The 26,550-nt window shown below is 54.3% G+C and carries 19 protein-coding genes; 14 read left to right on the top strand and 5 right to left on the bottom strand.

The features are described 5' to 3' along the window. Positions 1-52: 52 nt before the first annotated feature. On the bottom strand, positions 53-3,199 hold the full coding sequence (gene sbcC, locus C5523_RS21595; protein WP_108701938.1) for an exonuclease subunit SbcC: 3,147 nt from the start codon (positions 3,197-3,199) through the stop codon (positions 53-55). Further along, positions 3,196-4,398 (bottom strand): exonuclease subunit SbcD, encoded by a 1,203-nt coding sequence (gene sbcD, locus C5523_RS21590; protein WP_108701937.1) that lies wholly within the window; start codon positions 4,396-4,398, stop codon positions 3,196-3,198. The genes sbcC and sbcD overlap by 4 nt, the downstream gene beginning before the upstream one ends. A 195-nt stretch (positions 4,399-4,593) precedes the next feature. Between sbcD and phoB the strand changes: the two genes are divergently transcribed. The 4 genes from phoB to proY all read left to right on the top strand — a co-directional run bounded on the left by phoB (position 4,594) and on the right by proY (position 9,769). Continuing rightward, complete coding sequence (gene phoB, locus C5523_RS21585) at positions 4,594-5,283, top strand: phosphate response regulator transcription factor PhoB (protein WP_041852545.1); 690 nt, start codon at positions 4,594-4,596, stop codon at positions 5,281-5,283. A gap of 21 nt (positions 5,284-5,304) precedes the next feature. After that, positions 5,305-6,600: a phosphate regulon sensor histidine kinase PhoR gene (gene phoR, locus C5523_RS21580; protein ID WP_041852544.1), complete on the top strand. Its 1,296-nt coding sequence runs from the start codon at positions 5,305-5,307 to the stop codon at positions 6,598-6,600. A gap of 408 nt (positions 6,601-7,008) precedes the next feature. Next, complete coding sequence (gene brnQ / locus C5523_RS21575) at positions 7,009-8,328, top strand: branched-chain amino acid transporter carrier protein BrnQ (protein ID WP_041852543.1); 1,320 nt, start codon at positions 7,009-7,011, stop codon at positions 8,326-8,328. A gap of 79 nt (positions 8,329-8,407) precedes the next feature. Beyond that, on the top strand, positions 8,408-9,769 hold the full coding sequence (proY, locus tag C5523_RS21570; protein WP_041852542.1) for a proline-specific permease ProY: 1,362 nt from the start codon (positions 8,408-8,410) through the stop codon (positions 9,767-9,769). 44 nt (positions 9,770-9,813) lie between these two features. Here proY and C5523_RS21565 read toward each other — a convergent pair whose 3' ends face one another. Further along, on the bottom strand, positions 9,814-12,048 hold the full coding sequence (locus C5523_RS21565; protein ID WP_108701936.1) for a hypothetical protein: 2,235 nt from the start codon (positions 12,046-12,048) through the stop codon (positions 9,814-9,816). 97 nt (positions 12,049-12,145) lie between these two features. After that, entirely contained in the window at positions 12,146-12,439 is a 294-nt protein-coding gene (locus C5523_RS21560) for a hypothetical protein (RefSeq protein WP_041852540.1), read from the bottom strand. Positions 12,440-12,451: 12 nt separating this feature from the next. Between C5523_RS21560 and malZ the strand changes: the two genes are divergently transcribed. From malZ to C5523_RS21545, 3 genes are all read left to right on the top strand, one after another. Then, the gene (gene malZ, locus C5523_RS21555) at positions 12,452-14,269 is read left to right on the top strand and encodes a maltodextrin glucosidase (protein WP_041852539.1); all 1,818 of its coding nucleotides are present in this window, start codon (positions 12,452-12,454) and stop codon (positions 14,267-14,269) included. Positions 14,270-14,354: 85 nt separating this feature from the next. Continuing rightward, positions 14,355-17,060 (top strand): DUF2339 domain-containing protein, encoded by a 2,706-nt coding sequence (locus C5523_RS21550; RefSeq protein ID WP_041852538.1) that lies wholly within the window; start codon positions 14,355-14,357, stop codon positions 17,058-17,060. Beyond that, positions 17,057-18,433, top strand: a complete 1,377-nt coding sequence (locus tag C5523_RS21545; RefSeq protein ID WP_108701935.1) for a DUF3999 family protein — start codon at positions 17,057-17,059, stop codon at positions 18,431-18,433. The genes C5523_RS21550 and C5523_RS21545 overlap by 4 nt, the downstream gene beginning before the upstream one ends. Here C5523_RS21545 and acpH read toward each other — a convergent pair whose 3' ends face one another. Next, a complete protein-coding gene (acpH, locus tag C5523_RS21540; RefSeq protein WP_108701934.1) occupies positions 18,434-19,015 on the bottom strand; it encodes an ACP phosphodiesterase in 582 nt (193 codons plus the stop codon). Positions 19,016-19,214: 199 nt separating this feature from the next. Between acpH and queA the strand changes: the two genes are divergently transcribed. The 7 genes from queA (at position 19,215) to C5523_RS21505 (ending at position 26,538) form a co-directional block, all read left to right on the top strand. Then, positions 19,215-20,285 (top strand): tRNA preQ1(34) S-adenosylmethionine ribosyltransferase-isomerase QueA, encoded by a 1,071-nt coding sequence (gene queA, locus C5523_RS21535; RefSeq protein ID WP_107223661.1) that lies wholly within the window; start codon positions 19,215-19,217, stop codon positions 20,283-20,285. A 123-nt stretch (positions 20,286-20,408) separates the two neighbouring features. Beyond that, positions 20,409-21,536 carry a tRNA guanosine(34) transglycosylase Tgt gene (tgt, locus tag C5523_RS21530; protein ID WP_041852534.1) on the top strand — a complete coding sequence of 376 codons (1,128 nt, stop codon included), beginning with the start codon at positions 20,409-20,411 and terminating at the stop codon, positions 21,534-21,536. 22 nt (positions 21,537-21,558) lie between these two features. Then, on the top strand, positions 21,559-21,897 hold the full coding sequence (gene yajC / locus C5523_RS21525; protein WP_041852533.1) for a preprotein translocase subunit YajC: 339 nt from the start codon (positions 21,559-21,561) through the stop codon (positions 21,895-21,897). A gap of 27 nt (positions 21,898-21,924) precedes the next feature. Beyond that, entirely contained in the window at positions 21,925-23,772 is a 1,848-nt protein-coding gene (secD, locus tag C5523_RS21520; protein ID WP_072039800.1) for a protein translocase subunit SecD, read from the top strand. Positions 23,773-23,782: 10 nt separating this feature from the next. Then, on the top strand, positions 23,783-24,754 hold the full coding sequence (secF, locus tag C5523_RS21515; protein WP_041852531.1) for a protein translocase subunit SecF: 972 nt from the start codon (positions 23,783-23,785) through the stop codon (positions 24,752-24,754). Between the two features lie 171 nt (positions 24,755-24,925). Continuing rightward, a complete protein-coding gene (gene yajD / locus C5523_RS21510) occupies positions 24,926-25,273 on the top strand; it encodes an HNH nuclease YajD (RefSeq protein WP_041852530.1) in 348 nt (115 codons plus the stop codon). A 50-nt stretch (positions 25,274-25,323) separates the two neighbouring features. Then, positions 25,324-26,538 carry a hypothetical protein gene (locus C5523_RS21505; protein WP_108701933.1) on the top strand — a complete coding sequence of 405 codons (1,215 nt, stop codon included), beginning with the start codon at positions 25,324-25,326 and terminating at the stop codon, positions 26,536-26,538. Positions 26,539-26,550: the final 12 nt, after the last annotated feature.

Here is a 26,550-nt window from a genome sequence, read left to right as displayed (position 1 = left end):
AACGTTCGCTAGCCCGGAAAAGGCCCTTGCACCGCATCCGGGTATTCACTGGTTACGTGTGTGGCACCGAAAATGCGCTATCCAGCTTGCTGTAACCCAGCCCGTTAATTTTCCTGACTTTAATCTGCACCGGAATACGCTCCTTCATCGCCTCAACGTGACTGATAACGCCTATGGTTTTTCCACTGGCGTTCAGTGCGTCTAGCGCATCCAGGGCAGTATCCAGTGTTTCGCTGTCGAGCGTACCGAAACCTTCATCGAGGAAGAGTGAGTCGATGCGGGTTTTATGGCTCACCAGGTCCGACAGCGCCAGCGCCAGCGCCAGGCTCACAAGAAAACTTTCGCCGCCGGAAAGGGTGCGGGTATCGCGTATCGCATCGGCCTGCCAGGTATCGACGACCTCCAGCTCCAGCGCTTCGCTGACCTTGCGTTTAAGCAGATAGCGCCCGTGCAGGCGGTTCAATTGATTGTTGGCCAGCCACACCAGGTTATCGAGAGTTAACCCCTGGGCGAATTTACGGAATTTATCCCCTTCTTTTGAGCCAATCAGCGCGTTGAGATGCCCCCAGTCGTCACAGCGCAGCGCCGCGCGTTCAATATCCAGCATCAGCGCCTGCTGGCGCTGGCGATTGTCTGCATCCTGTTTAAGTTGCTGTCGGCACTCCCCCTGGCGGGTAGTGTTTTCACGCAACTGGCGGGCCAGCAACTCCAGCGCTTCACGGGATTTTTCGGCGTCCGTATCGTCAGTCAGGGCGGCAGGAGGCTGCGCGCTATGCGCCGCGAGAGCCTGTTCAGCGTTGGCGACCAGTACCTGTGCCTGTTGTTCGTCACGGTCGAGACGCTGACGAAGCTGCTCCAGGCGCGCGCGCTCGTCATCGCTCAACAGCGCAGCAAGAAAGTCTTCCCGATCGGCAAACTCACTGTTTGCCAGCGCATCGGCAAACTGTTTCTCCAGTTCAGCCAGGCGCTCCGTCTCATGTCGCAGTTGCTGTTGCAGCGTTTGCCACTGACTGTGCAGCGACACGCAATCGTTATGTACCTGCCGCCAGTTGTCCAGGGCAACGGTTTTTATCGCGTCCGGTACTGCCTCTTCCGGCAGCGTGTCGAGAAGCGGTGTTAGTTGTGCAATCTGCTCGTGCAATGCGCTAAATGCGCTCTGTTTTTCCTGCCAGAGTTCCGCTTCCGAGGTACGTGCTGCCAGCCATTGTGCCTCTTCACCTTCTGGCGGCAGTGTCAGCCCCAGTGGCTCCAGCATCGCGGCCAGACTGGCCCGGCGCGCCTCTGCCGCCTGCTGGTATTGCTGAACCTGCAGGCGCAACTCGTTGATCTGGCTTTGTAATGTCAAACGCTGGCTCAACTGATAGAGCTGATGTTCGTAGGCATCCTGCGCGCTTAACCAACTGGAGATGTCTTGCTGCGGCCGCAGGGTGACATTCAACATCAGGCACAATTCCTGCCACTCGTTGGTAAGCGTTTGCTCCTGCTCGCGAAGTGATTTCGCTTCGCGGTCGTCTTTTTCAATGCGCTCACTTATCCCCTTCAGACGCTCGCTGAGTGCCACGCCATCCTCTTTTACCTGACGGACTTCGAGATCCAGCGCATCGCGGCGGGCATGATTCACGCCGGGGACGATGGCCTGATATTCAGCAATCGCAGGGTGCGATGTCGAACCACAAAGCGGGCAGGGATGACCCGGTTGCAGACGGGCGCGTTCGCTTTCCAGGCTGTGGATGCGGTCTTCCAGCTCGCAAAGGGTGCGAACATCCGTCAGCAATTGGTTTTTTTCTTTATAAAGCTCACGCTTACGCGCCAGCTCGGCCGTCAGTTTTTCCTGCTCAGCTTTCAATTCGGTCAGGCTTTGCTGCCGCTGGACGAGATGTTTTTGTAGCGGGGCAAAACGTGCATGCAGGGCGGTCAGGCGTTGACGCAGCGGGCGGTTCTGCGCACAGAGCGTCATCGCTGCGTTAACCTCATCGGTGGTCATCTCCAGCGAGACGGTCATCAGATTACGTAATTTGTACTCGTTTTGCTGAATGCGTTCCTGCAGGGCATGCCACGGCTTTTTGTCATCTTCCTGCTGGCTTAGCATCGCCCGCCAGCCGGTTAACTCGGTCTGCCAGCGCTGGAAGCGTTTGTTGTCTTCAAGCCAGAGCGACAGCGTTTTTTGCGACGCCATCAACTCCTGATGCTGGCGTTCGGCGCAGGCGCGGATCTGGGCCCGCAGCGCGAGGCTCGCCTGTAAGCGAGTATTTACTTCTTCATTCTGGCGACGACTGCTGTCCTGTGCTTTTCGCTGCTCCAGTAACCGTTCCCAGACGGGCCGCAGCAGCAGGGCCGGTTGAACCCGCGCAAGCCGCGCCAACTGAGGCTCGGCGGCAGTGCGTGCCTGTTGTGTCTGCTGCCGGGTTTTGTGTGCCTGGTCGCAGGCGGCTTGCAATTCACCGCTGCGAATAAGCCAGTTCAGTTGTGCCTGCACACTCCGCTGCCCGTCTAACAGACGCTGTTCTTCGTCAGTGAGTGCCTGCACACTTGCATTCAGGGATTCCCGCTGCTCATCGGTAAGCAGAACCACGCCTTCGGCCTGCGCCTGCAGTTTCTCCAGCTCGATTTTGGCGACTTTATGTTTTTCAAACACGTCGGCAGAAATCTGCCCGTAGATTTCGGTGCCGGTCAGTTCTTCGAGCAGTTCTGCGCGCTCTTTCGGTTTGGCGTTGAGAAACGCGGCGAATTGCCCCTGGGAGAGCAACATGGAGCGGGTGAAACGGCCATAATCGAGCCCGGTTAAGGCGGCAGTTAGCTCCAGTTTGTCTTTTACTTTGTCGGCGAGGATCTTGCCGTCAGCACAGCGGGCCAGCTCTACACGCGGAACCTGTAAATTACCGTCCGGCTGATTACGCGCACGGCTCTGGCTCCAGAATGCGCGATAAGCGACCTCTTTAACTTCAAATTCGACCTCTGCCAGGCAGTCGGCGGTGTCACGGGTCATCAGATCATTCTGCGACTGTGAAACGGTATTCAGACGCGGTGTCTCGTGATAGAGCGCCAGGCAGATGGCATCCAGCAGGGTCGTTTTCCCGGCGCCGGTTGGCCCGGTGATGGCAAACAGGCCGTTACTGGCAAACGGCTCGGCGGTGAAATCAATCTTCCATTCGCCTTTTAATGAGTTAAGGTTTTTCAGGCGTAGGCTGAGGATTTTCATGCGTCATGCTCCTGATTGAGCGAGTGGAGCGTTTCGGAAAAGAGCGACTGCAGGCGGGCAATCTGAATGTCATCGAGCTCCTCCTGCGCCAGGCGACGCGCGAAAACCTCTTCCACTTTTAACTCGCTTAAGGTTTCGCGGCGCTCACCTGCGAGGATGCGCTCCCGCTGTTCGCGGCTGCGGCGAACCAATAACACCTCGACCGGCAGATCGGCGGTGAGTGCCTGAATTTTTCGCTGCATGTTGCTCAGATAATCCTCGGTCGCGATCTCGATATCCAGCCACACGGGAGCGTCGGTTGGGCTGCCACGCCACTGCTCAAGTTGCTGACGAATCGACTCAATATCACCCTTGATAACCGCCAGTTGCTGTGTAACAGGGACTTCCAGCGCTGTCACATCCGCCAGTTTTCCTGCTGAAAATGTCACCAGATTGACATATTTGCTGTTACCGGTTTCATCAAAGCTCAGAGCGATAGGCGAGCCGCAGTAGCGGATATGCTCTTGCCCACCTGGCTTTTGCGGGCGGTGAATATGCCCAAGCGCGATGTAATCCGCAGGCGGAAAGTTTTGCGCGGGGAAGGCATCCAGCGTACCGATATAGATGTCACGTACGGCGTCACTCTTACTGGCACCGACGGTGGTCAGATGCCCGCTGGCGATTATCGGCAGCACGCTGTCGCCGCGTAATTCGCAGGCGGCCTGATACTGTTGCTGGTAGTAATCGGTGATGGCTTGCAGCAAATGTAGCTGTTTTTCTTGCCCGGAAAGTCCCGCCTGGCTGGTCATGATGTCGCGTGGACGCAAAAAAGGCACCGGGCAGAAAACCGCGCCGGGCGAGCCGTCACGCAACGGTAAATAAAAAGGCGCGCTGCCTGCGCTGGCAACAACGGTTGTCTTCAGCCACGCAAGAATATCTTTCGATTCATTAAGGGTGGCTACTGAATCATGATTACCTGCCAGCACAACCAGATGACAACCCGTCTGCTGTAATTTCACCACAAAACGGTTGTACAGCTCGCGCGCATAGCTGGGCGGGGAGCCGGTATCAAAGATGTCGCCCGCGACAATAATGGCGTCGACCAGGTGCTCCTCAGCGGTGGCCAGCAGCCAGGTGAGGAAAGCGTCGTGTTCGGCGGCGCGGCTTTTACTGTAGAAGTTCTGACCCAGGTGCCAGTCCGAAGTATGAAGGATGCGCATAGCGGTTCCGTGGCAAAAAAGCGTAAACGCGATTATAACATTCAGGGGCACACGAGCCGCCAGTGAAAGAATTTCCCACTGTCATAAAACAAAGGCTTGGGTCACCTGTTGGTCATTTGTTTCATAAATCTGTCACAAAAGTGACGCATAATGGCGCCGCACTTAGCTGATGACTTAATTTAAACAGGGCAAATTATGGCAAGACGCATTCTGGTCGTAGAAGACGAAGCGCCAATCCGTGAGATGGTGTGTTTCGTGCTCGAACAAAACGGCTTTCAACCTGTCGAAGCGGAAGACTATGACAGCGCGGTGAACCAACTTAATGAACCCTGGCCCGATCTGATTTTGCTCGACTGGATGCTGCCAGGTGGCTCAGGTATTCAGTTCATTAAACATCTCAAGCGTGAAGCGATGACCCGTGATATCCCGGTTATGATGTTGACCGCCCGTGGTGAAGAAGAAGACCGCGTGCGCGGACTTGAGACGGGCGCGGACGATTACATTACTAAGCCGTTTTCGCCCAAGGAACTGGTGGCACGTATTAAGGCTGTCATGCGTCGTATCTCGCCGATGGCGGTAGAAGAAGTCATTGAAATGCAGGGCCTGAGCCTTGATCCGAGCTCTCACCGTGTAATGACCGGTGAAAATCCTCTGGACATGGGGCCGACGGAGTTTAAGCTACTGCATTTCTTTATGACGCATCCTGAGCGTGTGTATAGCCGCGAACAACTGCTGAACCATGTCTGGGGAACGAATGTGTATGTTGAAGACCGCACGGTGGATGTTCATATTCGCCGGTTGCGTAAAGCGCTGGAACACAGCGGCCACGATCGTATGGTTCAAACCGTTCGCGGCACGGGTTATCGTTTCTCGACCCGTTTCTAAAATCTGAAAGGAGTGTGACGCGTGCTGGAACGGCTGTCATGGAAAAGGCTGGTACTCGAACTCATCCTTTGTTGTCTACCCGCTGCACTGCTCGGCGCTTTCTTTGGTTATCTGCCCTGGTTTTTACTGGTGGCAGTCACCGGGTTACTGGCCTGGCATTTCTGGAATTTAATGCGTCTTTCCTGGTGGTTGTGGGTCGATAAAAGTATGACGCCGCCGCCGGGCACGGGAAGCTGGGAACCCCTGCTTTATGGTCTGCACCAGATGCAGATGCGTAATAAAAAACGCCGTCGTGAGCTGGGTAATCTGATCAAACGTTTTCGTAGTGGCGCGGAGTCGCTACCTGATGCGTTAGTGATGATCACCGAAGAGGGGACAATGTTTTGGTGTAATGGCCTGGCACAGCAATTGCTGAATCTACGCTGGCCGGACGATAACGGACAAAACATTCTCAACCTGCTGCGTTATCCGGAATTTACCCGCTATCTTAAAACGAAAGATTTCACCCGCCCGCTGAATCTGGTGCTGAACAATGGTCGCCATCTGGAGATCCGCGTGATGCCCTACAGCGAGCAGCAGTTATTGATGGTGGCGCGTGACGTCACGCAAATGCATCAGCTTGAAGGGGCCCGGCGTAACTTTTTTGCCAACGTCAGCCATGAGCTACGCACACCGCTGACGGTATTGCAGGGCTATCTGGAAATGATGCAGGAGCAGACGCTGGAAGGGCCGCCGCGTGACAAGGCGCTGCACACCATGCGTGAGCAGACATCGCGAATGGAAGGTCTGGTTAAACAGTTATTGACATTATCCAAAATAGAAGCGGCGCCGACGTTACCGCCGAATGAAACTATTGATGTGCCGATGATGCTGCGTGTTGTGGAGCGCGAGGCGCAGACGTTAAGCCAAAAGAAGCATGAGCTTGAATTCGTGGTCGACAACGACCTGAAAGTGCTGGGGAATGAGGATCAGCTACGCAGCGCGATTTCCAATCTGGTCTATAACGCCGTGAACCATACGCCAGCGGGAACACACATTACCGTGCGCTGGCAGCGTGCGATCTCTGGAGCACAGTTTATCGTTGAAGATAATGGGCCGGGGATTGGGCCTGAACATATTCCTCGCCTGACAGAGCGCTTTTACCGCGTTGATAAAGCCCGCTCCCGGCAAACCGGTGGTAGCGGTTTGGGGCTGGCTATCGTAAAACACGCGCTTAACCATCACGAAAGTAAGCTCGAAATCGACAGTACGCCGGGTAAAGGCACCCGTTTCAGTTTTACATTGCCCGCACGTCTCGTCGTGAAGAACGCAAGCTGACACCTGAGGTGTCAGTTTTTCTTTCCACTTCTGTCATAGACCCGCTTTTCACACTTCGTTTTTCCCGAATCTTCAAACAGATTATGTCTCTGACTATTTTTTGTTCGCATGATTAGCCATCCGTTTTTCTTATATACAGTATCTTCATCTGGCATTTATTGTAGAGTTGGTATAACCATCTGGTTTTGCGATCCCTTATTGCCTTTAAACGTTATAAGCGTTTAAATTGCGCCCCGTATGTCGTCAGACCGACTGTATTTGCGTGGTAAATCGAAAAACTATTCTCCGTCACGCAGCGCGGGAAGTGTTTCCCGCTACGTTTAAAGGTTATTTCCGCCGTAATGTTCCGCTGAAATAAGGCGAAAATTTCAACACTTACAACATCACATCCACAGGCAGTAAACGTTTATGACCCATCATTTAAAACCACGAGACATTGTTGCTCTGGGCTTTATGACTTTCGCGTTGTTCGTCGGCGCCGGAAATATCATCTTCCCTCCGATGGTTGGTTTGCAGGCGGGCGAGCATGTCTGGACTGCCTCAATTGGCTTTCTGATTACCGCTGTGGGCCTGCCGGTGCTGACGGTCGTCGCGCTGGCGAAAGTGGGCGGAGGGGTGGATAGCCTCAGCACGCCGATTGGTAAAGTAGCCGGCGTACTGCTGGCCACCGTCTGCTATCTTGCCGTGGGGCCGCTGTTTGCCACGCCGCGTACCGCGACGGTATCGTTTGAGGTGGGGATTGCGCCGCTGACCGGTGAAGGCTCACTGCCGCTGCTGATTTACAGCATTATCTACTTTGCGCTGGTCATTCTGGTGTCGCTCTATCCGGGCAAATTGCTGGATACCGTCGGGAATTTTCTCGCGCCGCTGAAAATTATCGCGCTGATCGTTCTCTCTGTTGCCGCTATCATCTGGCCAGCCGGTCCGATTAGCCATGCGATGGATGCCTACCAGCATGCGGCGTTCTCGAACGGTTTTGTGAATGGCTATCTCACCATGGATACGCTGGGCGCGATGGTGTTCGGCATCGTTATCGTTAATGCGGCACGTTCACGTGGCGTAACAGAAGCCCGCTTGCTGACCCGCTATACCGTCTGGGCTGGCCTGATGGCCGGTGTCGGTCTGACGCTGCTCTATCTGGCGCTGTTCCGTCTGGGTTCTGATAGCTCGACGCTGGTGGATCAGTCTGCCAATGGTGCTGCGATTTTGCATGCATATGTTGCCCATACCTTTGGTGGCGCTGGCAGCCTCCTGTTGGCTGCGCTGATTTTTATCGCCTGCCTGGTTACGGCGGTGGGGCTGACCTGCGCCTGCGCGGAGTTCTTCTCGCAATATCTGCCGCTCTCTTATCGTGCGCTGGTGTTTATCCTGGGGATCTTCTCCATGGCGGTGTCGAATCTGGGGCTGAGTCATCTGATTCAAATCTCTATTCCGGTGCTGACAATGATTTATCCGCCGTGTATCGCACTTGTGGTGTTAAGCTTTACGCGCTCCTGGTGGCATAATTCGACCCGCGTAATTGCACCGGCGATGTTCATCAGTCTGGCGTTTGGCGTACTGGACGGTATCAAAGCATCTGCATTTAGCGATATGCTTCCGGCCTGGACTCAGCGTCTGCCGCTGGCAGAGCAGGGGCTGGCCTGGTTGATGCCAACAGTGGTGATGGTGGCTCTGGCTGTGTGCTGGGATCGTGCCGCCGGGCGTCAGGTGACATCCAGCGCCCATTAATTGCGCAATAAGGTTTACTAACCACGGGACGTAAAGTCCCGTGGTTTTTTGTTTTTTTTAGATCCTGGAACAGGAAACCATGGAAAGTACGAACAAACTAAAGCGAGGTCTTAGTACCCGGCACATTCGCTTTATGGCCCTGGGGTCGGCGATTGGCACCGGGCTGTTTTACGGTTCAGCCGATGCCATCAAAATGGCCGGGCCAAGCGTATTGCTGGCCTATATCATCGGTGGTGTGGCGGCGTATATCATCATGCGCGCGCTGGGCGAGATGTCAGTACACAACCCGTCCGCCAGTTCATTTTCCCGATACGCGCAGGAAAACCTCGGGCCATTGGCCGGTTATATCACCGGCTGGACCTATTGTTTCGAAATCCTGATTGTGGCGATTGCCGATGTGACCGCCTTTGGCATTTATATGGGGGTCTGGTTTCCCGCCGTACCGCACTGGATCTGGGTGCTCAGCGTGGTGCTGATCATCTGCGCCATCAACCTGATGAGCGTGAAAGTCTTTGGTGAGCTGGAGTTTTGGTTCTCTTTCTTCAAAGTCGCTACCATCATCATTATGATTGTCGCTGGTTTTGGCATCATCATCTGGGGGATTGGCAACGGCGGCCAGCCTACCGGTATCAGTAACCTGTGGACCAACGGCGGTTTCTTTAGTAACGGCTGGTTGGGGATGGTGATGTCGCTGCAAATGGTGATGTTCGCCTACGGCGGTATTGAAATCATCGGCATCACCGCCGGGGAAGCGAAAGACCCTGAGAAATCTATTCCGCGTGCGATTAACTCCGTACCGATGCGTATTCTGGTGTTCTACGTGGGCACGCTGTTTGTCATCATGTCTATCTACCCGTGGAACCAGGTGGGGACCGACGGCAGCCCCTTCGTGCTGACCTTCCAGCATATGGGGATCACTTTCGCGGCCAGCATTCTTAACTTCGTCGTACTGACAGCTTCATTGTCGGCGATTAACTCCGATGTGTTTGGCGTGGGGCGTATGCTGCACGGTATGGCGGAGCAGGGCAGTGCGCCCAAAGTGTTTGCCAAAACGTCCCGTCGCGGCATTCCGTGGGTCACGGTAATGGTGATGACCATCGCGCTGCTGTTTGCGGTTTACCTCAATTACATCATGCCGGAAAACGTCTTCCTGGTGATTGCCTCTCTGGCGACATTCGCCACCGTGTGGGTATGGATCATGATCCTGCTGTCGCAAATTGCCTTCCGTCGTCGTTTGTCGCCGCAGGAAGTGAATGCCCTGAAATTCAAAGTGCCGGGCGGCGTTGCCACCACCGTGGCTGGCCTGGTTTTTCTGGTCTTTATTATCGCCCTGATTGGCTGGCATCCGGACACGCGCATTTCGCTGTATGTGGGTTTCGCGTGGATTGTTCTGCTACTGATTGGCTGGATGTTTAAGGCAAAACCCGTTCTCAATAAATAAAAAGACGCCCGGGTAAGCATTACCCGGGCGTCATAACGTACTGCCTATTGCCCGGATGCGGCTAAATAGGCTTTAAGCTTTGTTATTTGTTTCTGAATATACTCTGCTTCAGGGTATTTTTTCTCGAGCTCGCCGTAATAGGCCAACGCTTTGTTACCGTCCTGCGAAACGCCAAAACCATAGCCGTATAGCGACGCAAGTATTTCTAACGCGCCGCTATCTTCTTGCTGTTCTGCCGCTTTATTTAGCCAGTACAGCGCTTTTTTCATGTCAGCGGTTGGATAGCGGTATTTGGCATCGCAACTGGACATGACTTTTTGGCAAACCTCAGGCGGCAGAAAATCTATCCCCGCCCGATACTGCGCCTGAGCAATGCCTGCTTCTGCCGCCTGCTCGTTGTACTGCAGATATTTCGGGATATCTTGTGCAATGACATCCTTTTGGCCCTTCAGGTAGAGCTGAGCGAGCCAGTCCAGCGCCTCGCCGTTTTTCTGCTTCGCGGCCTTTAGCATCCAGGTTTCAGCCTGTTTAAATTCAGAACAGCCGTCATAATACTGACCAAGCTGAACCTGTGCTTTGATGTCACCTTTTTTAGCCCGCGCCTTCACACCATCGGGATCTTCAAGAAGCGTTGTTATATTGCAGCCAGCAGCGATCAGCTTGCCACTTTTATATTTCTTAATGGACGGTTGGTTGTTAACAAATTTATTAACGTCAGATAAACCTTCACTCCATTTTTCCAGTATCAACTCACCGGTCTGTGGATCATATTCTTTACGCAGACCATGCTCGAAGCCCTCTTTATAGCTTGTTTCGAGGATCAGTTTACCGGTGGTTTCGTCCCATTTTTTAGAGGGACCTGATTGTTGATAGTCGTCGTAGTGCGCCTGGGAGATAAGTTTGCCGGTTTTTATACTCCAGTGCTTTTTGACGCTCTGGTTGCTTCCTTTTTTATAAATAACTTCGCTTACCGGGGCGCCACTTTCTGTCCACTTTTTATCCAGTGAGAGCTTGCCATGGTTATATTCTTCCTCGCTGATAAGTTGGCCGTTTTCAGTCCATTTCTGGTGCTTACCATTTTTTTTGCCATTCTCATCGTACTGTTTGAGGGATGCTTTTTGGCCGTTTTGATACCACCTCTCAGCAGAGATATGCTTATCCTGTTTGTAGATTTCTTTGGATATTAGGGTACCGTTTTCACGATAAACTTCCTGGAGACCCTCTTTGTTGCCCTGTTGGTCATATTGTCTCAGGATCCGAAGCTGACCATTGGCGTAGAACTCTTTGCTATCGCCGACTAGTTTTCCCTCTTTATAGAAGTTTTCGAGCTTTATTTTACCGTCAGCAAAGTAATCAATGTATTTTCCATCATATTCGCCGTTGCGGTAGCTGTGTTCCCGCAGCAGCTCTCCCTTGCTGCCATAATGTTTGCATGGGCCGTCAGTATGATGCCCATCTTTAAAAGTACTTTCACTTGCTAGTGTGCCGTTCTCATTCCATTCGAGGAATTTGCCATCCGGCGCGCCGTTTTTATAGGTAAATTTCTGAGAGGGCTTGCCGTTTTCATGCCTGGAATTCATTTCCCCCTGTCGATAGCCGTTATCGTCATAGGTAAATTGTGCCGATTTTTGGCCTGAACGATGCCAGGCGGTAAAGGGGCCGATAAATTTTTGTGAGCTGAAATCAGGTGTATCCGTATAGCCTTCAAAGGCTTTTGTTTTACCTTCGCCAGAGGTATCAAGATTATCACCAAGATACCAGCCAGTGACTTTCCAGGTATTTTTACCTTCGGTCAAGGGAAGCCGGATAAAGAAATTAGCATCATCAACGGCTTGATTGCGATTGACGAGATAGAACTGTGAGAGATCGCCGCCAACCCACAGTATCGTGTCGTCAACCACGAATTTGCTGTCACATATATCTTTATTACAGACTTCAATATTACTGGCCATCTGTGAGCCTTCGCTATCACAAGATGATGCGGTAAAACGGAAATAGTACTCATTGTCCGCTTTCTGCCAGATTTCGTTAAGTCGTTTTTTATAATCATCCTGCGACAGTTTTAATGAATCGGCAGTCACATAGATCGTATCTTTATGACAGGGCGAATCGCTACTGAGATAAATTCTTGCAGCACTTATAAGACCACCTTTTCTGTCTAATGCGCCGCTGGTCATTTTTATGTTGTCAATTTGCGAAACGAATTGAATATTATCCTCAGCGAAGACGGAACCGCTTAGAGCCGCCAGCAAGGTAAACGTGAAAATAGTTAACTTCATTGATCATCCTTTATCAAATATTAAAAAACAAACAGCAAAATCACCCTGATTCGCTGATGATGGTAAACGGAATGCACTACGTCCGCTTACATCCCTCTCAATTTTTCAGATAAGGTAAAGCGCTTTTGCATGCGGTCAGAAGCTTGATGCCCGAAATACACCCCGGACCATTGCCATAATGCGAAAGGCCGCACAGCAGGCTGGTAACAAAAGCCAGCGAGAGCGCCATCATCATCGACGGTACCCGGCGTAAAACCCGGCGGATCACATTTGGCTTTGCGAAAAATATGCGCAGCGAGTTTTCTGCGCCCTGGTTCTCAACCCCATAAAAACGCAGAAAAGATGAGCTGTCGAGACGAGATTTGTGCAAGAGTGAGGTCATTTTTGACATAGGGGAAAGTCGATGTTGCAAGCCTGGCATCTGCCTGTCGCGCCGTTTGTAAAACAGAACAAAGACCAACTGGTGATGACACTCTGGCTAACCGGAAGTAAGCCTCCGTCTCGCGTCACGTTACGTGCCGAGATAGATAATGAAGAGACCTCGATACCGATGCGGCGGGTCCGCCTGACGCCAAAACCTGGCGTGACGGCCTGGCGTGCAGCCATCTCACTGCAAAGTGGCCAGCCGCGGCGTCGTTACAGCTTTAAGCTACTCTGGGACGACCGCCAGCTCTGGTTTACCCCGCAGGGGTTCAGCCTGTTTCCCCCTGCACGGCTGGAGCAATTCGCCGTCGATTCCCCTGACTGTGGGCCGCAGTGGGTAGCAGAACAGGTGTTCTATCAGATCTTCCCCGATCGTTTTGCCCGTGGTGAACAACATCAAGATCAACAGAACAACGTTTACTATCACCATGCCGCAGGCCAGGAGATCGTGCTGCGCGACTGGGATGAGCCGTTGAGCGGCGAGGCCGGCGGCTCGACCTTTTATGGCGGCACGCTGGACGGTATCAGTGAAAAGCTGCCTTATCTGCATGAACTGGGGGTAACTGCGCTCTATCTGAACCCGGTCTTTGTCGCCCCTAGCGTGCATAAATACGATACGGAAGATTACCGTCACGTGGACGCACGTTTCGGCGGCGATCAGGCACTGCTTCGCCTGCGTCGGAGTACCCATCGTCTGGGGATCCGTCTGGTACTGGACGGGGTCTTTAATCACAGCGGTGATTCACATGCCTGGTTTGACCGACACAACCGCGGCACCACTGGTGCCTGTCATAACCCCGCTTCCGAATGGCGTGAATGGTACAGTTTTGATGAGGATGGCCGCGCGCGTGACTGGCTGGGCTATTCCAGCCTGCCAAAGCTGGACTACCAGGCGCAAACTCTGGTGGACGAGATGTACCAGGGCGAAGACAGCGTGGTACGTCACTGGCTGAAAGCGCCCTGGAATATGGATGGCTGGCGGCTGGATGTGGTGCACATGCTGGGTGAGGGGGGCGGTGCGCGCAATAACCTGCAACATGTCGCCGGAATAACCAAAGCCGCCAAAGAGACACTGCCTGAGGCCTATATCGTCGGCGAGCATTTCGGCGATGCGCGCCAGTGGCTACAGGCGGACGTGGAAGACGCCGCCATGAACTACCGCGGTTTTACCTTTCCGGTATGGGCGTTTCTGGCGAATACCGATATTTCGATGGATCCCCAGCGTATTGATGCGCACACCTGCATGGTGTGGATGGATAACTACCGCGCCGGGCTTTCGCATCAGCAACAGTTACGCATGTTCAACCAACTGGATAGCCACGACACACCGCGTTTTAAAACGGTGTTGGGGAAAGATGTGGCCCGGTTGCCGCTGGCGGTGGTTTGGCTGTTTACCTGGCCCGGCGTGCCCTGCATTTACTATGGTGATGAGGTTGGGCTGGACGGTGCCAACGATCCCTTCTGCCGCAAACCCTTCCCGTGGGACAAAGCGAAACAGGACACGGAACTGCTGGCGCTCTATCAGCGGCTGGCCCGTCTGCGCAAACGTAGCCAGGCGCTCTGTTACGGCGGCTGTCAGGTTATCTACGCCGAAGGGAACGTGGTGATCTTTTTGCGTTTGTATCAGCAAGAAAGGGTGCTGGTGGCGATTAACCGTGGCGAGCCCTGCGAAGTTGTCCTGCCGGAATCGCCGCTACTGGATGTCAAAGTCTGGCACGGTAAAGAGGGCAAGGGCACATTGCAGGATGGGGTGCTGTCCTTACCGGCAATCTCTGCCTCTGTGTGGCAGGGGAACTAACACCTACCAGAAAGCGCAGCGGGAATAGCGCAATTCCGATACTTTGTGCCAAAGTATATGCACGCTCCGGAATGAAGGTGAAATCATGGATGGACTGGTACTGATAGCCTGTACTGTGTTGTTTCTATTGCTGGTGGTTATCCCGGTAATGTCGATTCTGGCTTACCGGCGTAGTAATGCGGCCAGAGATGAGCTGTCGCGCCTGCGCCAGCGCGTGGCTCTGCTTGAACAGCAGATGAGTGGTTATGCGCCGGGACATGCGCCTGCAGCGCAGGAGACCGCTTCTCCTGTTGACTCGCCTGAGGTTATCGTACCTGATGTTGTCGTACTTGAGGTTTCAGTTCCGGAACCGCAGCCAACGCCTGAACCCGAACCGGTTCCTATCGAACCGGCTCCGGTGAATGTCTGGGCGCGAGGGACGCCGGCGGCAACCGTGTCGGTCAGAGGTTCCGTTCCCCTACCGGAACGCGAGGAGCCCGCGTCTGGCAGCCAGGCTGGCGGTATGGTCACCGCGCTGTTGCGCTGGTTTATGCAAGGAAACCCGCTGGCAAAGCTGGGTATCATCCTGCTGTTTCTTGGGCTGGCCTTTCTCTTTCGTTATAGCGTTGAACGCTCGCTCTTCCCGTTGGAGCTGCGTCTGGCCGTTGCCGCGCTGGGTGCGATGGCGCTGTTATTCCTCGGCTGGCGTTTGCGACACAAGCAGCCTGTTTTTGCCTTAATTCTACAAGGTGGTGCAACAGGCGCGCTCTATTTAACGGTCTTTGGCGCGTTTCGACTGTGGCAGATGCTCCCCATGTCGCTGGCGTTTGCGCTGTTATTGCTAATTTGCGCGGCCAGCGTCGGGCTGGCGGTGCTACAGCGCGCGTTGAGTCTGGCCATGCTGGCGAGTCTGGGCGGTTACGCCGCGCCGCTGCTGCTGTCTTCGGGCGGCGGCAGTCATGTCACGTTATTCTCTTTCTATTTATTACTGTCTGTCGGTATCCTGGCGATCAGCGTCTGGCAGCACTGGCGCGAACTCAACCTGTTGGGGATGTTCTTCACCTTCGGGGTGGGGGGAGTGTGGGGTATCGCCGACTACCGGCCTCAGTACTATCTGAGCTGCCAGCTCTTCCTGATTGCTAATCTGTTGATCTTCGGCGTATTGAGCGTGGCGCTGTCACTGCGTGCGCAAAAGAAAGGCAAGCGCATTATCGATGGCGTGCTGCTCTTTGCCCCGCCGCTGATAGGGTTTGGCATGCAATATGCCATCACACAGCACCTGACATATGGCCCGGCACTCAGTGCGCTGGGTTACGGCGCGTTTTATATGCTGCTGGCCTGGAGCGTCGTAAAACGCTTTCCTGCGGCGGGAAAACCGCTTGTTCTGGCGGCGCTGGCACTTGGCGGCGCATTCACCACGCTTGCTATTCCGCTGGCGCTTTCAGCCCGCTGGACTGCGATGGCCTGGGCGCTGGAAGGGTTGGGCGTACTGTGGCTTGGCGTGATGCAAGGGCAGCGTCGCATGAGCTATAGCGGTACGGGTTTGTTGGTACTGGCGCTCGGCAGCGCGCTATGGGCGATGACCGACGGCACAACGGCGTTCTCGGTGATGGTGATTTTTGCGGTATTGAGCGCGACCTGGCTGGTTGCCGCCAGATTGTGGCGTCGCCTGCCGGCACCAGGCAGCCTGGTGCTGTTGGCGGGCGGTATCGCCTTCTGGCTGGTGGCGCTCTGGGGCGCGTCTGACTGGATACTCAATAAAGGCATTCCGGCGGCGGTACTGGGACTGCTGGCGCTGTCGGTTTGGGGCTGGCGCTATATGGCACGGCGGCTTCACTGGCGGGCGTTACACTATGCTGTATGGCTGCTTTGGCCCGTGATGCTGGTGGTTTTGCTCTGGCAGTTGACTATCGAGCGACAATTGTTGGGGGCGGGCTGGCAAAACCTCGCCTGGTGCGTGGCGCTGCCCTCGGCGTACTTACTGTTATTGCGGGAGCGCAGAGTTCCTGCCCGGTTGTCGCAAGGGCTTCATATTTCGCTACTATGGATGATTTTACTGGCGGCGGGAACCGAGCTTTTCTGGTTTGTTGATGCACTGCCCTGGGGAATGGATGCCTGGCGTATCGGCTTGCCGATGGCGGCTGGCGGCATTGTTATTCTGCTGCTTCACGGCGGCATTCGTCGCAACATTTGGCCGCTACGCGTCTGGCCTGCACTCTATGGTCAATTGGGGCCGCTGCCGCTTATCCCGCTGTTAGTTTTTCTGCTGGTGGCAGGCAATATGCATGACGGGCGCGTTATTCACTCCCTTTATCTGCCGCTGGTTAATCCGCTGGAGGAGGGGGCAGCCTTCGCGCTGCTCGGCGTGTGGTTCTGGTGTCGTTATGCGCGGCCGCGCCTGCCTATGACCGTTACGCCATTGATTGCACCTGCGCTGCTGGCGCTGGCTTTCTGGTGGATTAACGGACTATTGCTGCGCCTGCTTGCGCACTATGGCGGTGTGGACTGGGATAGCGAAAGCCTGTGGAATTCGCGTCTGATTCAGACCAGTTTCGCGCTGTTCTGGATGCTGGGTGCGCTGGTGGTAATGCTGCTGGCTACCCGGCGTGGGTCACGGCACCAGTGGCTCGGCGGCGCGGCGTTGCTAGGGGTTGTCATCGTGAAATTAATGCTGGTAGACAGCGCGGGCGGTGGCGGCCTGGCGCGGGCTATCGCCTTTATTGGCGTGGCGGTGCTGGTGTTAATCGTGGGGTATTTCTCTCCCTTACCGCCTAAAGGGGCGAAGGCGTTCAGCGAGGAAGAAAAATCATGAAATGGAAGATAGCGATTTTTACCGGCGCGTTATGGTGCGCGGCGTTACCGGGGCTTGCCCAGGAAACCGCCCCGGAGTCGCCGCAGGATTATGCCTGGGGCAGGTCGCTTACGACAGCGGCCTCATCGCCCTGGTACCGGGTTGCGTTACCCGACGACGTTTACCAGCAAAGCGTCTGGCCCGATCTGCGCGATGTTCGGGTGTTTAACCATCAGGGTGAGCGTGTGCCCTTTACGCTCCAGGTGCAGCAGGAGGCGCAGCCCGCGCCGAAGGAGCAGGCTTTACGCCTTTTCCCTCTTGCAGCTTCACCTGTTGAAAAGCTGTCAGATTCCGGGGAACGGGTCTGGCTGCGCTCCCCGGAGGGTTATGAAATCAAGCTTGAAGGGGAACGCATTAACACGATGGGCGAGAGCTATCTGCTGGCGCTGCCGGATAACGTGCAAAGACAGAACGTCACACAGCTTCAGCTTAGCTGGGATAAACCGGCGGTGAACTGGCAGGGGAAAGCATCGCTCTACTACAGCAATGATATGAAAGAGTGGGATTTAATGCAGGCGGATGCGCCGCTGATGGACGTCGCGAGCGGCAGCGATCGCCTGACGCTGAATACCATCAACATTACTCTTTCGATGGTTACCAATACCCCGCGCTATTTACTGCTGGTGTTTGATAAGCCGCAGTTGCCTGTCACGCTTACCCGCGCAGTGGTGATAGAAAACCCGCAATCGACGGAGATAACGAACGTGGCCCTGCCCGCCGCCGGGCGTGCGCTCTCGCAGGATAAGATGCTTTACCATTGGGCCAGCCCGCAGCCTGTGACCTCCATTTCCCTGAGTCTGGAAGAGGAGGGTACGCTGCCGGTAGAGATCGCCTGGCGCTCCGGCGCCGATGAGGCGTGGCGACCGCTTGCGAAAACAGTGCTGTGGAATTTAAATAACCAGATATCAGAGCCAATCCCCGTCACGGTGGGTAACGTGCAGGAGATTCAGGTGACAACGGTCAACGCTCACCTGCCGAAAGTCGTGCCGCAATTGACAGGGCTACGACCAGGCCAGACGCTTATCTTTAATGCCCAGGGGAGCGGCCCGTACATTCTTGCGTGGGGGAATAAAGCGGCGCAAAGCGTGGCAACGGATCTCGATGCGTTGATTCCTGCGGCTTTACGCCAGAAGCATGCGCCGGAAAGCCTGCCAGAGGCGTGGGTCGGCGACGAGGTAAAACTGGGCGGCGAAGCGCGTCTGAGCGCCATCTCACCGATTGAGCAGCGTAGCCAGTGGCTTACCGGCCTGGTCTGGGCCGCGCTGGTGCTGGGGGTACTAGCGCTGGCATGGATGGCGCTGCGCATCTGGCGCGAGGTGAAAGAGAAGGCGTAATTACAGCGTTCTGGCTTCTGCCTGCGCCATCATGTGTGGGTAGAATTGCCAGAACTTCTCTTCCAGCGCCTCGTAGTGGTTATCCAGGTCCTGCCACGAGTCACGCAGGGCATCGAGTCGCGGTCGGCGGCTGGCCATGCCGTTTAGCACCCGTTGGATAAAATCCATCTCCCGGTAGCGCTCCAGCCAGCGCTCCGACCATAAATAGTCATTTAAATTGACGAAACGTGGCGGCGCCTCCGGCAGGATCACACTGACTTGTGCATGCGCGTAGCCGACAAATTCGCTAAGCGGCATTGAGGGCGAGATCTGCTCCCAGTGGCGCGAGACGAAATGATCCCACATCACATCAAGCGTGATTGGCGCGACACGGCGTGTTTCAGGACGAAACCAGCCGCGCGCTTCTTTGACTTCCGGCAGGTTGTCGGTCAGTACGTCGATACGGCGGTGCATATGGATGCCGGAAACCACGTCGGGCGCGTAGAGTTCATCCGGGTTGCCGCGAACAAAATCCGCCAGCAAATTACCGGAAAGCGAACTATTGGCGAGGTGAGCCAGGTGCAGGTGTGCGAGAAAATTCATCGTTATACTCGTTTTTGTTCAGGTCGCATATCGTAGCGGCGTGGGTCATTCACCAGCGATGATTGGGAATTTCCTGTGCTGCCGCCATTTGTAATGCGAATTATTTAGAGTATATGAACTCTCCGGAGGGGTAAAGGTTGCAGGGAGAACGCCCCGGCACTAGACTACCCGCCTCTTATTTACGTCTCGAGTTAGTGTCATGCGCGTTGCCGATTTTTCCTTTGAATTACCTGAATCCCTGATTGCCCATTATCCGCAGCCTGAGCGCAGCAGTTGTCGCTTGCTGTCGCTGGACGGGCCGACAGGCGCGCTTGCGCACGGTACGTTCACGGATTTACTCGACAAACTGAATCCTGGCGACCTGTTGGTCTTCAATAATACCCGCGTGATCCCGGCGCGCCTGTTCGGGCGCAAAGCCAGCGGCGGTAAGATTGAAGTGCTGGTTGAGCGTATGCTTGATGATAAGCGCATTCTGGCGCACATCCGTGCCTCTAAAGCACCGAAACCGGGCGCGGAACTGTTGCTGGGCGATGACGAGAGCATCCATGCCACTATGGTGGCCCGTCATGATGCGCTGTTCGAAGTGGAATTTAACGACGAACGTCCGGTGCTTGATATTCTTAACGCCATCGGCCATATGCCGTTGCCGCCTTATATTGACCGTCCTGACGAAGACGCCGACCGTGAGCTTTACCAGACGGTCTATAGCCAGAAGCCGGGTGCGGTTGCGGCGCCCACCGCCGGTCTGCATTTTGATGAACCGCTGCTGGCGCGTTTGCGCGAGAAGGGGATTGAGATGGCATTCGTTACGCTGCACGTCGGGGCGGGAACCTTCCAGCCGGTGCGCGTGGACAGCATCGAAGACCATATTATGCACTCTGAGTACGCCGAAGTGCCGCAGGAGGTTGTCGATGCGGTGCTGGCGGCCAAAGCGCGTGGCAATCGTGTTATCGCCGTGGGGACCACCTCCGTGCGTTCGCTGGAGAGCGCGGCGCAGGCGGCGAAAAATGCATTGATCGAGCCCTTCTTTGGCGATACGCAAATCTTTATTTTTCCGGGCTATCAATATCAGGTTATCGATGCGCTGGTGACCAATTTCCACCTGCCGGAATCGACCCTGATTATGCTCGTTTCGGCTTTCGCTGGTTATAAGCACACCATGCACGCCTACCAGGAAGCGGTTGCGCACAAATATCGCTTTTTTAGTTACGGTGATGCGATGTTTATCACGTACAATCCGCAGGCAATTAATGAACGTCCGGGTGAGTGATCTCCCCTGACCGTCGTAGCCCGGCTAAGCGATAGCGCCAGCCGGGGCACTATTAGCACCCTGGCGTGATGCCGGGGTGAATTGTTAACCATCAGACTGTCTCTCTGATGCAGGAGAAATGAAGTGAAATTTGAGCTGGATACCACCGATGGTCGCGCACGCCGTGGCCGTCTGGTGTTTGATCGTGGCGTAGTGGAAACGCCTGCTTTTATGCCTGTCGGCACCTACGGCACCGTTAAGGGGATGACGCCGGAAGAAGTGGAAGCCACTGGCGCGCAGATTATCCTCGGCAATACCTTCCACCTGTGGTTGCGTCCGGGTCAGGAAATTATGAAATTGCACGGCGACCTGCATGACTTTATGCAGTGGAAAGGGCCGATCCTGACCGATTCCGGCGGCTTCCAGGTTTTTAGCCTGGGTGACATTCGTAAGATCACCGAGAAAGGCGTGCACTTCCGTAACCCAATTAACGGCGATCCGATCTTCCTCGATCCTGAAAAATCCATGGAAATTCAGTACGATCTCGGCTCCGATATCGTCATGATTTTCGATGAATGTACGCCGTACCCGGCAGACTGGGACTACGCTAAACGTTCAATGGAGATGTCGCTGCGCTGGGCAAAACGCAGCCGTGACCGTTTCGACTCGCTGGAAAACCCGAATGCGCTGTTTGGCATCATTCAGGGGAGCGTTTACGAAGATTTACGCGATATCTCTGTGAAAGGTCTGGTAGAGATTGGCTTTGATGGCTACGCTGTCGGCGGTCTCGCTGTGGGTGAACCAAAAGCGGACATGCACCGTATTCTGGAACATGTTTGCCCGCAAATACCGGCGGATAAACCACGTTATCTGATGGGCGTGGGTAAACCAGAAGATTTGGTAGAAGGCGTTCGTCGCGGCATCGATATGTTTGACTGTGTTATGCCAACACGTAATGCCCGCAATGGTCATCTGTTTGTGACCAACGGCGTGGTGAAAATCCGTAACGCGAAATATAAGAGCGATACGGGTTCACTCGACCCTGAGTGTGATTGCTACACCTGTCGCAATTATTCCCTCGCTTACTTGCATCATCTCGATCGTTGCAACGAAATATTGGGCGCGCGACTCAATACCATTCATAACCTGCGTTACTACCAGCGCTTGATGGCGGGTTTACGTAAGGCTATTGAAGAGGGTAAATTAGAGAGCTTCGTGACCGATTTTTACCAACGTCAGGGGCGAGATGTTCCGCCTTTGAATGTTGCTTAATTTTAATAATGAGGGAATTTGAATGAGCTTTTTTATTTCTGATGCGGTAGCAGCAACAGGCGGCGCGGCAGGTGGCAGCCAGAGCCCGATGTCTCTGATCCTGATGTTGGCGGTGTTTGGTCTGATTTTTTACTTCATGATCCTTCGCCCACAGCAGAAACGCACCAAAGAACATAAAAATCTGATGAACTCCATCGCGAAAGGTGATGAAGTGCTGACCAACGGTGGTCTGGTTGGTCGCGTAACCAAAGTAGCGGAAACTGGCTACATTGCTATCGCGCTGAACGATACCACCGAAGTGGTTATCAAACGTGACTTCGTAGCTGCCGTTCTGCCGAAAGGCACCATGAAGGCGCTGTAATTTCTTGTTTTCCCAAAGGGAACTGCCGTGTTAAACCGTTATCCTTTGTGGAAGTACATTATGCTGGTCGTCGTCATTGCCGTCGGCCTGCTCTACGCACTTCCCAACCTGTATGGTGAGGATCCGGCTGTTCAGATCACTGGTGCGCGCGGTGTCGCCGCCAGTGAGCAAACGCTGATCCAGGTCCAGAAAACTCTACAAGAAGAAAAAATCGACGCGAAGTCTGTGGCACTGGAAAACGGCGCTATTCTCGCTCGCTTTGACAGCACTGACGTTCAGTTACGCGCGCGTGAAGCGCTGGTGTCTGAGCTGGGTGACCAGTTTGTCGTGGCGCTTAACCTTGCACCGGCCACCCCGCGCTGGCTGAGCGCAGTCAATGCCGAACCCATGAAACTGGGTCTTGACCTGCGTGGCGGCGTGCACTTCCTGATGGAAGTGGACATGGACACCGCGCTTGGCAAACTCCAGGAACAGAATATCGACAGCCTGCGTAGCGATCTGCGCGATAAAGGCATTCCTTACACCACTGTGCGTAAGGAAGATAACTATGGCCTGAGCATTCTCTTCCGCGATGCCAGCGCACGTGACCAGGCGGTCACTTATCTGACCCAACGTCACCGTGATCTTGTTATCACCAGCCAGGGCGACAATGCGCTGCGTGCGGTGATGTCCGACGCGCGTCTGAGCGAAGCCCGCGAATACGCGGTGCAGCAAAACATTAATATCCTGCGTAACCGTGTGAACCAACTCGGCGTCGCTGAGCCGCTGGTACAGCGTCAGGGTTCAGACCGTATTGTGGTTGAGTTGCCGGGTATTCAGGATACGGCGCGTGCGAAAGAGATTCTGGGTGCAACGGCGACGCTGGAATTCCGTCTGGTAAACAGCAATGTTGATCAGGCCGCCGCTGCCGCGGGCCGCGTTCCGGGCGATTCCGAAGTGAAGCAGACCCGCGAAGGCAACCCGGTTGTGTTGTACAAACGGGTGATTCTGACCGGTGACCATATCACGGACTCCACGTCCAGCCAGGATGAGTACAACCAGCCACAGGTGAACATTTCCCTGGATAGCGCTGGCGGTAACATCATGTCTAACTTCACTAAGGATAACATCGGCAAACCGATGGCGACCCTGTTCGTGGAGTACAAAGACAGCGGTAAGAAAGACGCCAATGGCCGCGCTATTCTGGTGAAAGAGGAAGAGGTGATTAACATCGCCAATATCCAGTCTCGTCTGGGTAACAGCTTCCGTATCACTGGTATCAGTAACCCGACCGAAGCGCGTCAGCTCTCTCTGCTGCTGCGTGCCGGTGCGCTGATTGCGCCGATTCAGATTGTTGAAGAACGTACCATTGGTCCAACACTGGGGATGCAGAACATCACTCAGGGGCTGGAAGCCTGTCTGGCAGGTCTGGTGGTCTCCATCATCTTCATGATCTTCTTCTATAAGAAGTTTGGTCTGATCGCGACGAGCGCACTGATTGCCAACCTGGTACTGATTGTCGGCATTATGTCCCTGCTGCCAGGGGCGACGCTCACCATGCCGGGTATTGCGGGTATTGTGTTAACCCTTGCGGTCGCGGTCGATGCTAACGTACTGATAAACGAACGTATCAAAGAAGAGTTGAGTAACGGTCGTTCGGTGCAGCAAGCCATTGATGAAGGTTATAAAGGCGCGTTCAGTTCCATCTTCGATGCGAACGTCACCACGCTGATTAAAGTCCTGATCCTGTACGCAGTGGGTACGGGCGCCATCAAAGGCTTTGCCATTACAACCGGTATCGGTGTGGCAACGTCGATGTTTACTGCCATTGTCGGCACCCGTGCCATCGTGAACCTGCTGTACGGCGGCAAGCGCGTTAAAAAGCTGTCTATCTGAGGAGTGCGTTGTGGCACAGGAATACACTGTTGAACAATTGAACTACGGCCGTAAAGTCTGGGACTTTATGCGCTGGGATTACTGGGCGTTCGGCATCTCAGGTCTGCTGTTAATCATCTCTATCGCTATCATTGGCGTGCGCGGGTTTAACTGGGGTCTGGATTTTACCGGCGGTACGGTTATCGAAATCACGCTGGAAAAACCAGTGGATATGGACCAGATGCGTGAAGCACTGCAGAAGTCGGGTTTTGAAGAGCCGCTGCTGCAAAACTTCGGCAGTAGCCGCGACATCATGGTACGTATGCCGCCTGTACACGGGGAAACCGGTGGTCAGGAGCTGGGCAGCAAAGTCGTTAAAGTCATTAACGAAACCAGCAGCCAGAATGCAACGGTCAAACGTATTGAGTTTGTTGGCCCGAGCGTGGGGGCAGACCTTGCGCAAACCGGTGCTATGGCGCTGATGGTGGCGCTGATTTGTATCCTTGTTTACGTCGGGTTCCGCTTTGAGTGGCGTCTGGCGGCAGGGGTAGTTATCGCGCTGGCGCATGACGTCATCATTACCATGGGCGTGCTGTCGCTGTTCCATATCGAGGTTGACCTGACTATCGTGGCATCGCTGATGTCCGTTATCGGTTACTCGCTCAACGACAGTATCGTGGTGTCTGACCGTATTCGTGAAAACTTCCGCAAGATCCGTCGCGGAACCTCTTACGAAATCTTTAACGTGTCGCTGACCCAGACGCTGCATCGTACGTTGATCACCTCCGGGACAACCTTAGTCGTGATCCTGATGCTGTATCTGTTTGGTGGTCCGATTCTGGCGGGCTTCTCCCTGACCATGCTTATTGGTGTCACCATTGGTACGGCGTCCTCGATTTACGTGGCCTCTGCGCTGGCGCTGAAACTGGGCATGAAACGCGAGCATCTGATTCAGCAGAAAGTGGAAAAAGAAGGGGCGGATCAACCGTCAATTCTGCCGTAATCCGGCTCTCCGCTTAAAAAAACCGCAGCCGCAAACTGCGGTTTTTTTATGGCTGATGCGGCTGCGTTACGTCGACGGGGACTTTCTCCGTCCAGATGCGGGAATATTGATAAAAACGCTGGTGCGCGCGAAACTGACGCTAATCCAATATTTATCCAGGTACTGACACATATGGCGATTATCCCTAAAAACTATACGCGGCTGGAAAGCGGCTACCGTGAAAAAGCATTAAAACTGTTTCCATGGGTGTGCGGGCGCTGTTCGCGGGAGTTTGTTTATTCGAACCTGCGTGAACTCACCGTTCACCATATCGATCACGATCATACCAATAACCCCGAAGACGGCAGTAACTGGGAATTGCTTTGCCTGTTCTGCCACGATCATGAGCATTCGAAATATACCGAAGCGGACCAGTACGGTTCGACGGTTGTTGCAGGGGAGGATGCGCAAAAGGATATTGGTGAGGCGACCTATAATCCGTTCGCCGACCTGAAAGCGATGCTCAACAAGAAAAAATAAAACAAAAGTGAAAACCACGGATGGTTTTCTGACGAACAAGGATGTCTGCTATGAGTAAACCTCACTATTTTACATTCCGCTTTCGCGGTTTTGCCGTGGGTAACGATCCCGAAAGCGGCTATCTGCGCCTTATTACCCGCCATCACACTTTTTATACCGATAAGCGCTTTTTCAAGGATGATTCAGGCTTTGACCAGCTTCAGCCAGACAGTCGAATCTACCTTGGAACCCACCGTTTAAAAGATGGCAGTTACTGGATTGACTGGATAACTGATGGCACGACGACGCTTGAGATCGCTCACGCACGTCCCGCGTTACTTTTCCCGCTTAGCCGCCTGCTAACAGGAATTCCGGCTTTTTTTATCTCTGGCTCAATGATGTTTAGCTGGGGATTTGCTTTTCTTATGCCGCTGCTGTTTCTGGCCGTCACGATGATGCTGCTAACCTGGGGACTGGCGGACCTTCATGCGGTCTGTTTGCGCTTTTCCCCACGGGTTCGTGATCTTCTGGCAAAGCTTGAGCAGACAAAGCGGGGTGATACCTCCTTTTGCGAAGATATTGGTCGGGCGCTGTTAAACCCGCCGTATCCCGATTCGATGCCGGAAGGCTTCTCTGACTTTGGCCCAACGTTGAGTGAAATAAAACAGACGGTCTCGGCTGTCAGAAGCGGGGAGTGGAAATCGTATGTTGCCGACAATTCCGGTGCGGCGCTGGTATATGTATGTCAGGGGCGAGGGTTATCGCTGTCATGGCGGATGGGAGATCCGGCGCTGCGCAGTCAGATCGATAAAATTTTGCCTTTTTTCTACCGGACCCACGCGCCTTTTATCAGTCAGGGCGATCATGTTCTGACCATTTTCAACCACCATTCAAATAAAGCGATTGGCGTCTATAACTTTACCGATGGCGGCTGCTACATCGCCAACGGCAACTGGTATCGTAGTGACCAAAGCATGGCGGCATTTTATCGGGGGATGTTGTTTATCTTCGCCCCATGCATGATGGCGCTGATGATGCTTTTTAGCGCGGGCTTTGCATTGAGCGCGGGCGACGTATGGCGCTGGCATGCAGTTTGCGGGGCACTGAAAAGTATGTTTTCCGTCCTCTGCATCCTCTGTGGCGCACTGCTTGGGGGAAGCGACCTGGCTATTCAACTGACACGCTTATGCTCATCTCGGGTCAGCGACTGGCTACGCCTGCGCAGGCGGCTTGAAAAATTGCGTCAGGAACAGCAGCACCCACCTTACATTCAGGAGATTTGGTAATGTTCGCTACCT

The sequence above is a fragment of the Phytobacter sp. SCO41 genome, from assembly GCF_003073275.1.
GTDB classification, from domain to species: domain Bacteria; phylum Pseudomonadota; class Gammaproteobacteria; order Enterobacterales; family Enterobacteriaceae; genus Phytobacter; species Phytobacter diazotrophicus.
Note: the sequence above shows the minus strand (reverse complement) of the source record. Positions and strands in the feature narration are given on the sequence as shown.